General features: G+C 28.3%; 10 protein-coding genes and 2 pseudogenes. 4 read left to right on the top strand and 8 right to left on the bottom strand.

Going from position 1 to position 12,865, the window contains the following annotated elements; all coding sequences use genetic code 11:
• The first annotated feature begins 80 nt into the window (after nucleotides 1-80).
• Nucleotides 81-770 carry an XRE family transcriptional regulator gene (locus L8W68_RS00565; RefSeq protein ID WP_263674594.1) on the top strand — a complete coding sequence of 230 codons (690 nt, stop codon included), beginning with the start codon at nucleotides 81-83 and terminating at the stop codon, nucleotides 768-770.
• A 187-nt stretch (nucleotides 771-957) separates the two neighbouring features.
• On the opposite strand, the pseudogene L8W68_RS00560 reads toward L8W68_RS00565, so the two are convergent.
• From L8W68_RS00560 to fliP, 8 genes and pseudogenes are all read right to left on the bottom strand, one after another.
• Nucleotides 958-3,642, bottom strand: a pseudogene (locus tag L8W68_RS00560) (efflux RND transporter permease subunit); the annotation flags it as partial.
• A 2-nt stretch (nucleotides 3,643-3,644) separates the two neighbouring features.
• Nucleotides 3,645-4,386: pseudogene (locus L8W68_RS00555) on the bottom strand (efflux RND transporter periplasmic adaptor subunit).
• Nucleotides 4,383-4,958, bottom strand: coding sequence for a TolC family protein (locus L8W68_RS00550; RefSeq protein ID WP_263674593.1), 576 nt, complete (start codon nucleotides 4,956-4,958; stop codon nucleotides 4,383-4,385). Before L8W68_RS00550 ends, L8W68_RS00555 begins: the two are co-directional and overlap by 4 nt.
• Nucleotides 4,959-5,148: 190 nt before the next feature.
• Nucleotides 5,149-5,640: a TolC family protein gene (locus tag L8W68_RS00545; protein ID WP_263674592.1), complete on the bottom strand. Its 492-nt coding sequence runs from the start codon at nucleotides 5,638-5,640 to the stop codon at nucleotides 5,149-5,151.
• A 35-nt stretch (nucleotides 5,641-5,675) separates the two neighbouring features.
• A complete protein-coding gene (locus L8W68_RS00540; RefSeq protein ID WP_263674591.1) occupies nucleotides 5,676-6,248 on the bottom strand; it encodes an anthranilate synthase component II in 573 nt (190 codons plus the stop codon).
• Nucleotides 6,245-7,993, bottom strand: coding sequence for a bifunctional chorismate-binding protein/class IV aminotransferase (locus L8W68_RS00535; RefSeq protein WP_263674590.1), 1,749 nt, complete (start codon nucleotides 7,991-7,993; stop codon nucleotides 6,245-6,247). The genes L8W68_RS00540 and L8W68_RS00535 overlap by 4 nt, the downstream gene beginning before the upstream one ends.
• An 8-nt stretch (nucleotides 7,994-8,001) precedes the next feature.
• A complete protein-coding gene (locus L8W68_RS00530) occupies nucleotides 8,002-8,913 on the bottom strand; it encodes an AEC family transporter (protein ID WP_263674589.1) in 912 nt (303 codons plus the stop codon).
• 9 nt (nucleotides 8,914-8,922) lie between these two features.
• A complete protein-coding gene (gene fliP / locus L8W68_RS00525; RefSeq protein WP_263674588.1) occupies nucleotides 8,923-9,657 on the bottom strand; it encodes a flagellar type III secretion system pore protein FliP in 735 nt (244 codons plus the stop codon).
• 137 nt (nucleotides 9,658-9,794) lie between these two features.
• On the opposite strand from fliP, the gene glmU reads away from it, so the two are divergent.
• Genes glmU through L8W68_RS00510 form a run of 3 tightly spaced genes read left to right on the top strand, consistent with a single transcriptional unit; the run spans nucleotide 9,795 to nucleotide 12,864 of the window.
• Entirely contained in the window at nucleotides 9,795-11,087 is a 1,293-nt protein-coding gene (gene glmU / locus L8W68_RS00520) for a bifunctional UDP-N-acetylglucosamine diphosphorylase/glucosamine-1-phosphate N-acetyltransferase GlmU (protein WP_263674587.1), read from the top strand.
• Nucleotides 11,084-12,247, top strand: coding sequence for a bifunctional phosphopantothenoylcysteine decarboxylase/phosphopantothenate--cysteine ligase CoaBC (coaBC, locus tag L8W68_RS00515; RefSeq protein ID WP_263674586.1), 1,164 nt, complete (start codon nucleotides 11,084-11,086; stop codon nucleotides 12,245-12,247). The genes glmU and coaBC overlap by 4 nt, the downstream gene beginning before the upstream one ends.
• Entirely contained in the window at nucleotides 12,244-12,864 is a 621-nt protein-coding gene (locus L8W68_RS00510; protein WP_263674585.1) for a hypothetical protein, read from the top strand. Before coaBC ends, L8W68_RS00510 begins: the two co-directional genes overlap by 4 nt.
• Nucleotide 12,865 lies beyond the last annotated feature (1 nt).

Here is a 12,865-nt window from a genome sequence, read left to right as displayed (position 1 = left end):
TTTTTATTGTTACCATTACCAAAAAAGTTATGTAATTGTAGTGTAATTTATTAAACCTGTCAAGATAAAAGGTGTATTTTATGAATATTTCTCAAAAAATTAAAAATGCTAGAGAAGCTAAAAACCTAACACAATTAGAATTAGCTAAATCAAGTGGTGTTTCACTGGATTCAATAAAAAGATATGAAACAAAAGAATCTAATATAACAATACATAATTTAATAAAAATTGCAAAAGTTTTAGATATTGATTTGAATTATTTTGCAAATGTCCCTAAGTTGTCCCTTAATATGTCTCCTAATATGTCCCTAAGTCAAGATAAAAATGTCCCTAAGTTGGAAAATCAACAAGAAACCTTAAGCGATGACATGATAAACATTCCTTTTTTTGAGAATGTAAGAGCAAGTGCTGGAAGTGGCGCTTATAACGATGAAGATAATGAACAGACCATGAGTCTCTCTAAAGGCTTTTTACGCGAATGTTTTGGTTTATATTCTTTTGCAAATCTCTCTGTGATTTTAGGACAAGGCGATTCTATGGTACCAACACTTCCTGAAAACTGCTACCTTTTAATCCAACAAGGCGAAGTAAAAGAAGGCGAAATTTGCGTAACACGCATAGAAGATGAGCTTTATGTAAAACGCCTTCAAAAACGCCCCAAGCTAAAACTCCTTAGCGATAACAAAGCGTATGAACCCATTGATTTAGAAGGTGAAAACTTTGAAATACTCGGACGCGTTGTAGGGTATTTTAAAAAGACCACTCTTTAATTTTTAAAGGTGTTTAAAAGACTTTGTAAAGTATTTGTAAAAAGAATGTAAAAGATATGTAAAGTATAATGTAAAAAAATGTAAATATAAAAACTCACTTTGATTTCTAAAAAAATCTAATCAAAATACTATAAAATAATACTCTAATTAAATTTTCTCTCACTTTACTTTTTTACATATCTTTATAAAAAAGTAAAATAATAGCTACAAGTACAAATAAAGAAAAGTGATTTCCTGTGATAAAAATTCCAAAACAAGCTCCACCAAAAGCCAAAGGCATGCTTATCATGATGATTAAAGGAAGTATTAAACTTGAATACAAAGAAGCAAGGATTAAATAAATCAAAATCATTCCCAAAGATATAGAAAACAAAAATCCACTAATGGTATCATCTAAAAAGTCCAAAAAGCCAGAATAAGCAAAAGATAGGTTGTTTTTTCCTAAAATATAAGCTAAATTGGACTCAAAAATTTTTCTTATTTCACCTAAAGAAATGTTTTCTATGCTTGAAGTGAGTTTTATACTAGTAGTTTTATTGTGTCTGTTAATCAAAGAAAGATCTTTTTTATAAGAAAAGCTAGCAATACTAGCAAGTTTTATACTTTCATTGTTATGATTTTTAAGTTCTATTAGCTCTAAACTAGTTGGATTTTGCTTAAAAGCTTCATCAAAGCTAAGGATAATTTCATCTTTAAAATTTTTATAATCCATATTTCCAACGCTTAAATTTCCAAAGGAATAAGCCAAGACATAAGCAAGTTCTTGAGGGTTAATACCAAGTTTGGCAGCTTTTTCTCTATTGATATTAATAGCAATTTCTTCTTTTAAATCCCCTTCATTATCATCTATAGCAACAAAACCTTCATGTTTTGAAAACACTTCTTTCATTCTATCAATAGCTTCTTTTATTAGCTTTAAATCATCACCTAAAATTTGAATTTGAACCGGATCTTCAATGCCTGCTCCTTCTATTTTAGGGAGTTCTAAAACTTTTATCTTTAAGTCTTCATAGGAGTTTAATTTTTCTTGAAAAAGACTAATAAGCTTAGGTTGTCTGAATTTTCTTTCATTTAAAGGTTTTAATTTTACATAAATTTTTGCTTTTTTAATTTCTTTTGCGTCATTATATCCTATAAGTAAATATGCATAAGCAACACTTGGATCTTGCTTTATATTTTCATATACTTTTAAACTTTTTGCTTTCATAGCTTCTAAAGATAAGTCGTTTTTGCTTTCTAATAAAACTTGTATTTCACTATCTTCTTCTATAGGTAGAAAATCTAAGCCTATTTTAGGAGCTAAAGAAAAACATAAAATAATTACAACAAGCGTTGATAGGATAAATTTAATTTTATTAGCTAAAACTTTATAAAGTAGCTTTTCATAAAATAAGTCAAGTTTTATAAATAAAAATTCACTTTTTTTATAAAATGTGCTTTCGCTAGTATTTAAAAATCTAGCACTTAAGGTAGGTATTAAAAATACACTTACAAGATAGCTTATAATCACACCAGAAGCAACACTAGTAGCTAATACATTAAAAAATAAACCAGGAACTGAATTCATATAAGCAATAGGTATAAACACACACAATAAAACCGCACTAATGCTTAAGACGCTAAAGCCTATTTCTTTGATCCCTTCGAATGAAGCTTGCAAAGGAGGGAGTGTTTTTGCTTTTTTGGCTATACTTTCAATAATAACTATAGCATCATCTATAAAAATTCCTATACTTAAAGTAAGAGCTATGATGGTTAAGCGATTAATATCATAACCTAAAAGATTAATGAGAAAAAAACTAGAAATAATTGAAGTTGGTAAAACAATAAAAGCTAAAATAGTCGCACTGATATTTCTTAAAAATACATACACTATTAAAAGTGTCAAAATCACGCCAAAAACCATATCAAAAATAACTTGATTGATATGTTTTAGGATATTTTGGCTTTTATCATAAACTATTTTAATTTCTACCTCATTGCCTACTATTGTTTGTAATGTTTTTAAAGAATTTTTGATATTTTCTATAACTTTTAAGGAGTTGTAACCAGAAATTTTATTAAGCTCAAGCAATACCCCATCTTTTGTATCAAGCATTGCAAACTGCTTTTGATCTTTTAAGCCATAGCTAATATTTGCTATGTCTTTTAAAAATATTCCTCTAAAAATGCGTATATTTTCTAACTCTTTTAAATTTTGTGCTTCAAAATATCCTTTGATGGCGAAATTATTTTTTGAATTTTCAAACTCACCTAGATATTGTTTAAAATTATGACTTTGGATGATTTTAGCTACATCAAGTGCATTAATGTGGTATTTTTGTAAGGCATTAGACAGGAGTTTGATTTGAACTTGTGGTTTTAAAAAGGCTATATCATTGATCGTTCCAACTCCTGAAATTTTTTGTAAAAATGGTTTTATATCATTGTCAATCTTACGCATAAGTTTTAAATGATCTTTGGAGCTTAAAAATAATGATACAACAGATCCTGCATCAGGGGATATTTTTTCTAAGGTTGGCTTTGCTGGAAGATTAATAGTATTAAGTTTATCTCTAATATCATTTGCAGCTACTTCTAAGTTTTTGCCTAGTTCAAATTCAACAACAGAAATAGAAAAATTATTATAACTTGTAGAATTGATATTTTTTATCCCTTGTACATCTGAAATTGCATTTTCTATTTCTTTGGTTATTTTAGATTCTATGAATTTTAAATCTCCATTAGCGGTTGTGGTAATTTTAATCAAAGGAATATCTACTTTTGGATAAAGATTAATGGGTATACTAAAAATAGAAAAAGTACCAAAAATCACCAAAGCGATAAAAAACATCAAAACAGCAATAGGATTATTAATAGCAAAACGATACAAGATTAATCCTTGGTGATGATTTTTCCTTCTCCAAAAGAACCTGGAGTAAAGTTTAAGGCCTCAACTTCTGCATAAATTTTTCGTGTTTTTATGTCTATACTTGGATAAATAAGTGTGATTTTACCTTGATATTCTTTTTCATTTGAGTCTATTTTATAAATAAAAATATCATCGATTTTTTACCTTGTCTTTAAATTTTTCATCAAAACTTAAAAGCAATTTTACTTTTGGATAAGAAAAAAAATCAAATAAAACATGAGAAATTCCCTTAGCTCCATCGCCTATGTCAATATATTTGTTAGAAATAATCCCATCATAAGGTGCTTTTAAAGTTTTTTTATCGATTAAGTCTTTATAGTGTTGTATATTTAAAAAGGCTTTTTGTTGCAAGCTTTGTGCTTTTTGAAACTCAAATAAAACATTTTCATAACTTTGCTTATCTATAACTTCTTGTACTTTTTTAAATTTTTCTAAAGAACTTTTAGCATGTTCTAGTGCAAGAGTGGCAAGTTTGTATTCATTTTGTGCTAATTTTAAGGCTATTTGCTCGCTAGAATCTTCAAGTTTAAGTAAAACTTGATCTTTTTTTACCTTATCATTAACATTCACATAAATTGCCTTAACTATACCAGCACTTTGCAAGGATAATTTTGATTGATTTTGTGCGAGCACATCAAAACTAGCATAAATTTCTTCAGCTTTTAAAGTGAGTAGAGAAAATAAAATTAAAAATACTAATTTCATTCTAAAACCTTTGTTTTTATATCAATTCCAGCTGCAAAATAATACCTTGCTTTTGTGATTTCATGTTCATTTTTAGCTAGTTCAAGCTGACTTTGACTTTTGTATTTTAATTCTAATGCATTTAGGTATTCTACATATGAGCAAAGTCCTGCGGTGTATTTTTTTTCAATGGCCTCAAAAGCTAAATTAGCTGCGTTGAAGCTCGCATTTAATGCTTTTATTTTAACTTTAGAAATTTCAATTTCTTGTAAAAGATTATCTAGTTCTATATCTACCTTTCTTTTAGTTTTTTCAAGCTCTAATTGAGTGATTTTACTTGTATATTTTTGAGCTTCTAGAGCTTTTTGATTAGCACCAAAATCAAAAATTTTCCATTCAAAAGCTAAAATAAAACGATTGCTTTGTCCATGTTCTTTTAGAAAGCTTTCGCTTGTTGATTTTAGCTCATGCGGTAATTTAGGATTGTAGTTCATATCATAAAAACTAAAACTATTTTGTAAAAATATTTTTGGAAACAACTCAGCTCTAGCAGAGTCTATTTTTAAATTTTCTAAATTTAATTTTTCTTGCATAAGGGCTATTTCATAGCTTTTGTTTTTTTCTACACTTGGTTCTTGTAAAATATTTTGAAAAGAAGGCGTAAAATGCGTTTTACTAAGATTATAAATTTCATTTTTTAATTCATATAGTTTTAATTCATTTTGAGCTAATTCATAAGAGCTTAATTCAAATTTTGCTCTTATGCTCTCAAGCTCACTTTGGCTAGCAAGTCCAGCTTGGTAAAAATTTTCTAAGCGCTTGAGTTGATTTTGCAGAGTGATTTCTTTTTTGTTTATCGCTTGCTATAATACTTTCTAAGCTAAGATAATTAAAATACAAAACACTAGCACTAAGTGCCATATAATTTGCCATGTTTTCTTTTTCAAGATGAGCAAGTTGTTTTAGACTTTGCATGCTAGCGATTTTTGCTTCTCTATTGCCCCCATCAAAAAGTAAAAATTTAAGCGAAAGAGTACTCATTAGACTTTCTTGGGGTTCTATGATAAAGCGATCTTTGTTTGAACCAAGATAAGAAACACCTAAATGTAAACTTGGTAAATAAGCATTTTGCACACTTTCTTGTTCTAAAATACTTTTTGAAAATTGGAGTTGTTTTTGTAAATAATTTTCATTGTTTAAACTTAAATCTATAAATTCTTTAAGATTATTAGCTAGCAAAAATAAGGGCAAGAAAAGTAAATATAAAATTTTCATTTTTAAACTTTTTGTTTTATTATAGAAAATATAACTTAAAGTAATGATAAAGCAAGAAAATTTTTAAGTAGCTTTTTGCCATTTTGACTTAGTATGGCTTCAGGATGAAATTGAACTCCATAAATGTTGTATTTTTTATGTTTTAAAGCCATGATGATATTATCTTCACTTTGGGCTAAAATTTCACATTTTTTACCTATATGGCTAACATAAAGAGAGTGATATAAACAAATTTTAAAATTTTGCTCAAGGTTTTTAAAAAGTGGGTTTGGTTTAAATTTTATAGTTTTTACCTTACCATGAGTTGGATTTGGAAGTTTAGAAATTTTACCACCAAAAACATGTGCTATGCATTGGTGTCCTAGACAAATTCCAAGAATTTTTTTATCTTTTTTAAAATATTTTATAGCTTTTAAGCTTAACTTTGATTCTTTTGGAGAATTTGGTCCAGGGGAGATTAAAAGATGGGTAAAATCATATTTTTTAAGCTTTTTTGGATTTTTAAATTTATCGTTTTTGATGATTTTATAAGTAATATTTAATTCTTTTAAATAAAAGGCTATGGTATAGGTAAAAGAATCATAATTATCTATAATCAAAACTTTCACAAAAACACCCTTTTTAAGCCTCTTAAAGAATTAATAGCATAAATTTCTTTAGCATTTAAAAACTCATCTTTAGTGATATCTTTTTCCTTGATGAGCTTGTGTTTTAAGAGTGCTTGTCTATAAATGCCATTGAGGCAGTTTTTAGCATAAGGGGTAAAATACTCATCATTTAAATTTATAATAATATTAGTTCTTGAACCCTCATAAAGTATGCCTTTTTCATCAAAAAAAACTATATCATAGCAAATATTTTCTTTCCATAGATGAGAATTTGCTTCATATAAACTACGCAGAGAAGTTTTATGGTGTGTTAAAAGATTTACTTTTACAATGTCTTTACTTATGAGTAGTTTTTTACTTGAATTTTCTTGTATATTGCTAAAATCAAACTCATAAAGGCCATTTTTAAAAAGTTTTAGCTTAATAGCTTTTGAACCTTTTTGAGTAAAATTACTTTTTGTAAAAAAATGATGATGATTGAAAACAAAATTGTTAAAATTTTGTAAAGATTTAAAATGGAATTTTTTATCTTTACTCTCTAGTATATTTTTAAAATCATGTATTAATCTTTGAGTATCAAATCCAAAAAATTTAGCTGAGTTTAAAATTCTTTGTAAATGTTCTTTGAAAAATAAAATAGAATGATTTTTATAATACATTGTTTCAAACAAGTAAAAGTTAGGTTCTAAAATTTTGCTTTTTAGTTTTAATTCTTCAAATTCATCTTGCTTTTGTGAGTCCCACACAAGCCCACTTCCCACACCATATCTTAAAAAATCATCATTATTTTTTTTCTCTAAAGTGCGTATGGCTACGCTAAATTTTGCTTTGTTTTTATGGATTAAACCTATTGCACCACAATAAATCCCGCGTTTTCTTTGCTCTAAATTTTCTATGAGTTTAATAGTTTCTATTTTGGGTGCACCTGTGATGGATCCACATGGAAAAAGGGCTTTGAAAATTTTAAAATAATCATTTTTTTGCTTTAATTTTCCTCTTATTTTTGAAATAAGTTGGTGTAAGGTAGGGTAGGTTTTAACCTTAAAAAGTTCGCATTTTAAAGAATGTTTTTTGATGAGTTTTGAAATATCATTGCGTAATAAATCAACTATCATTACATTTTCGCTAATGGTTTTTTCATCGCATTTTAAAAATTTTTTTAGATTTTCATCTTCTTTTGGATTATTTGAGCGTTTGATTGTGCCTTTCATGGGTTTTGTGATGATTTTTTTATTTTTGATTTTAAAAAAAAGCTCAGGTGAAAATGAAGCTAGTTCTAAAAATTCATTTTTCATATAAGCTTTATAAGGGGTATTTTGCTTAGGATAAAGGCTTAAAAAACTCTCATACATATTAAGATTTGATTGTAAATGTAATTCTTGAGTGAGATTAACTTGATAGCTTTGACCTTTAGCTATAGCATCTTTAACTTTGTCAAAGTTTTCAAAATACTTTTCTTGGTTTAAATTGGATGAAAAACTTGGATAAAAGTCTAAATTTTTTTCTTCGCTTGTGAAGATTTTTTTTGATTTAAAAGCAAAAAAATATAAAAAAGGCTCTTTGCTTTTATAGTTTTTATCTTCTAGATATTTATAAAATTCATATTGAATATAACCTAAAAAATAATATTGATTTTTGTATTTTTCTATAGCTTTAAAAGCTTTTTTGCTTTCTTTTTGAGTGTGAGCTTTAAGAGTAAAAGCAAGATCATCATAAAGATATTTTCCAAAGATAGCAAATGTCATTGATATCCTTAGCTTAGAAAATATACCCAAATAGGTAAAGAAATAAAGGCAAAAACTATACCAAAAGCCACAGAACTAACTGCTAAATTTGTATCAAGTTTTGCTTTCATAATCATAGCTGCAACCATTGTCATAGTAGGCATAGCTGATTCAAGTAAAGCAATGATAGAGCTAGGATTTAATTTGAAATTTAAAAGCTTTAAAAGCACTAAAAAGATTAAAGGTGTGAGTATCATTTTACCAAAAATGACTATTATAGTTGCTTTATAAGAAGTTTTTATACTTAAAAAGCCTAAATTTAAACCTATGGCAAAAAGCGCTATAGGTGTGGCACTAGCTCCAAGCATACGCAAAGGTTCAAAGATAAAATTAGGAAGTGCAGTAAGCTTAAAACAAAGTCCTAAAATCAAAGCAACAAAAGGTGGAAAAGTAAAAACTTTTTTAAGATTTTGTAAAAAGCTTACTTTTTGCTCGCTAGCTAAAGATATGATAAAGGGAGCAAGTAAAGCTACAGGCAAAGAAGTAGCAAGAGCATCATAAAGGATAATCTCGCCCAAAAAATGAGGATCTTGATAAATTCCACTAATAATAGGTATACCTACAAATAAAGTATTTCCAAAACTAGAAAGTAAAAAAATACTTACAAGAGTGCTTTTGCTAAATTTAAAGCAAAGAGCTAAAAATACACAACATAATGCTGAAAAAATAGCACAACCCAACCCAAGCAATATAATAACAATCAAAGAAAAATCAAAATTTAAATGATAAGCACGCTCAAAAATCAAGCAAGGCAAGGCAAAAATAATAGCAAAATCTAAAAAAGCACGCGCTTGTTTTTGTTTTAAAATTTTGATTTTTTTAGCAAAATATCCACCAAAAAGCAAACAAAATATACTAAATAAGGAAGAAAAAATATACATTTTATTCTGCTAGGTTAAAAAGCTTTTGACTAAATTTTGTATGAGTAAATTCCATCCATCTACAAGCACAAATATCAAAAGTTTAAAAGGCATAGAAATCATAACAGGAGGTAGCATCATCATACCCATAGCCATTAATACCGAGCTTACTACCATATCAATAACCAAAAATGGCAAGAAAAGTAAAAAGCCTATTTCAAAAGCAGTTTTAAGCTCGCTTATCATAAAGGCTGGCACTAAAACTGTTAAAGGCACATCATCTATGGTTTTTGGATTTTCTAAATTTCTAATCCTATAAAAAAGCGCTAAGTCTTTTTCCCTAGTGTTTTTTAGCATAAAATCTTTAAAAGGCTTAACACCTTTAGCAAAAGCCTCTTCATAACCTATTTGTTCAGCGATATAGGGTTTTATACCTTCATTGTATGATTTTGTAGCCACAGGCTCCATAATGAAAAAAGTTAAAATCAAAGCTAAGGTAACCAAAATAGTATTTGGTGGCATAGTTTGAGTACCAAGGGCTGTTCTTAAAAAAGAAAATACTACAACAAGTCTTAAAAATGAAGTCATTACAAAAACAATGGTAGGAGCAAGAGCTAGTATGGTTAAAACTATGACTATATTTAGGGTTGTTACGAGTTGTTGTGGGCTATTTGGAGCACTTAGGCTTAAATTTACAGTTGGTATGGTTGCTTCAGCGCCTAAAAGAGCCAAGCTTGATAAAATTAAAGCTAGTAAAACCCTCAAAATATTTCCTTGGTTAAAATTAAAAGCGTTATTTTAGCAATTTTACTCTTAAAAGAATAAAAATGATTTTATAAAAAATAATAATTTTTACTTTAGCTTGTTAAAATAAGCAATAATTTTTAAAACAAAGGTAAATTATGAAAATTTCTGTGCTTATTTTGGCTGCTGGACTTGGCACGCGTATGAAATCACAAAATCCAAAAGTGCTTCAAAAAATTTGCTCAAAAGCAATGATTTTACATATTTTAAAACAAGCATATAAAATTAGTGATGATGTATGTGTGGCGCTTTCTCATCAAAAAGAAAAGGTTGAACAAGTTGTTTTAGAGCATTTTCCAAATACACGCTTTTTAGAGCAAGACTTGCAAAATTTTCCAGGTACTGCAGGGGCTTTAAGGGGTTATGAGAGTAAGCATGAAAAAGTTTTGATTTTATGTGGTGATATGCCTTTAGTTAAAGCAGATGATTTAGAAAAAATAGCTTTAAATGAGAGTGATTTTAATGTGGCAGTTTTTGAGGCAAAAGATCCAAAAAGTTATGGAAGAATAGTGTTAAAAGAAAATAAAATTCAAAAAATAGTAGAAACAAAAGATGCAAGCAAAGAAGAACTTGCTATAAACATTTGCAATAGTGGTGTTTATGCTATAAAAGCACAAATTTTAAAAGAAGTATTGCCTTTGATAAAAAATGATAATAAAGCTAAAGAGTATTATTTAACCGATGCGGTTTATTTAGCAAAAGAAAAGGGCTATGAAATCGATGCGGTATTTGTAAATGAGCAAGATTTTATGGGGGTAAATGATAAAATTGAGCTTTGCTTAGCTCAAGATCTTATGCAAGAAGCGATTAAAAAAGAATGGATGAAGCAAGGAGTGATTTTTCATATGCCTGCGACGACTTTTATATCAGATGAAGTTGAGTTTGTAGGCGAGTGTGAAGTGTATGAAAATGTGCGCATAGAAGGAAAATCAAAAATCATTAATTCTATCATTAAAAGTTCAAGTGTGATTGAAGATAGTATAGTGGAAAATAGCGATGTAGGTCCTTTAGCGCATTTGCGTCCAAAATGTCAGCTTAAAAATACCCATATAGGAAATTTCGTAGAATGCAAAAATGCTTTATTAAATGGAGTTAAAGCAGGGCATTTGAGTTATTTAGGGGATTGTGAAATAGATGAGGGAACTAATATAGGTTGTGGTACTATCACTTGTAATTATGATGGAGTTAAAAAACATAAAACTAAAATAGGTAAAAATGTTTTTGTGGGTTCAGATACGCAATTTATCGCTCCAGTAGAGATAAAAGATGAGGTAATCATCGCAGCAGGAAGTACTGTGTGTAAGGATGTAGAAAAAGGTTCTTTGCATATTAATAGGGCAAAAGTGCAAATCATAGAAGATTTTTACTATAAAAAACTAGGTAAAAAATGAAAACAATCTTACTAGCAGTAAGTGGAAGCATAGCCTTTTATAAAGCTTATGAGCTTATTTCTTTATTAAAAAAAGAAGGTTTTAGGGTTAAAGTTTTGCTAAGCTTTGGAGTTTTAAAATTTGGCACTAAGCTTAGCTTTGAAGCTTTAGCGGATGAAATTTTATGTGAAGATAATGAAAGTTGGCAAAATACTAATAATCATATAGCCTTTAGCAAGACTTGTGATTGTGTGCTTTTTGCGCCTGCTAGTATAAACTCTATCAATAAATTAAACTATGGTATAGCAGATAATTTATTTATTCAAACTTTAATAGCAGTAGATAAAAATAAACCATTTTTAATCGCACCCGCTGCAAATACAAACATGTATTTACATTTTAGTACTCAAAATTCTTTAAAAAATTTAAAAGAACAAGGTTATATTATCATTGATCCTATAGTTAAAACCCTAGCTTGTAAAGATGAGGGTTTGGGTGCTTTGGCTGAGCTTGATAGCATTATAAATGCTTTAAAAAGAAGTCTAATGCAAGAAGATTTTTTTAAAGATAAAAGTTTTGTTATAAGCGGTGGTGGAACTAAAGAAAAAATTGATGATGTAAGATGTATTAGTAATTTTTCAAGTGGAAAAATGGCAAAGGCAATTGCTGATGCTTTATATTTTTTAGGTGCTAAGGTGGTGCTAGTTAGCTCAGTAGAGTTTAAAACACCTTATAAATTAGAAAAATTTAAATCTTCTTTAGAGTTAAAAGAAAAATTGCAAAAATACAAAGATTTTGATGCTTTAATTATGGCTGCTGCTGTGAGTGATTTTACTCTTGAGGCTTATAAGGGTAAGATTAAGAAAAATGAGCATTTAAACGGACTTGATTTAAAATTAAAGCTGAATGAAGACATCTTAAAAAATTTAGATTTTAAAGGCAAAAAAATAGGCTTTAAGATGGAATTTGACGCGCAAAATGCTTTAGAAAATGCTAAAAAATCTTTAGTTAGTAAAAAATTAGATATGGTGTGTTTAAATGTCTTAAATGAGCAAATGAACTTTGGAAGTGATGAAAATAGCATTTGTTTTATCACTAAAGATAGTATTTCTCAAAGTTCTAAACAAAGCAAAGAAAAACTTGGTTTTATTTTAGCGCAAGAATTAAGGAAACTTTGGTGAATATCATCAATTCAACCTTACCTGTAAGAATGCAAATTTTAGAAAAACGCGCATATAATCGCTATGTATTGCTTTTAAATACTAAAAAGCTTGAAACAAAAAGTATGATAGAGCTTGAAGTAGGGGAGGAATATTTAGCTGAAGTTTATGAAGATAAGGGCATGATTTCTTTTAAAAATCTTTTGAAAAAACCTAAAATTAGACTTTTTGAAGAAGGGACCGAACTTATAGAAAAGCTTTTACAAGAAGGTGATGAAAAAGCTTGGTATAAAAAATTCATTATCCAAAGACTTATGGAAAGCAAAAGCGCATATGAGTTTGAAATTTATAAGGAAATGTTTTTTGCATTTTTTGAAGGAATTTATCATATACCTTTTGTTTATGAGGGAAATAGGGCTTTGTTTGAAGCTAAGAAAAATGGAAATATTTTAGAAGTGTATTTGTATTTTGAAATTTTTGGTGCTTTAAAAATTATAATTGATAATGGTAAAATCACACGTATACAAACACCTTTTGCCAAAGTAGCACATTTTTTAAACGAGTATTTTAAATTTGAAGTAGTTAATACGCTCAATCCTATGTTTGTTTTTAAAAGATTGATGGATATAAAGGGATAGA

The sequence above is a fragment of the Campylobacter sp. FU_497 genome (assembly GCF_025772425.1).
In the GTDB taxonomy this organism is placed as follows: Bacteria; Campylobacterota; Campylobacteria; order Campylobacterales; family Campylobacteraceae; genus Campylobacter_D; species Campylobacter_D lari_C.
This window is presented reverse-complemented; position numbering and strand designations above follow the sequence as displayed.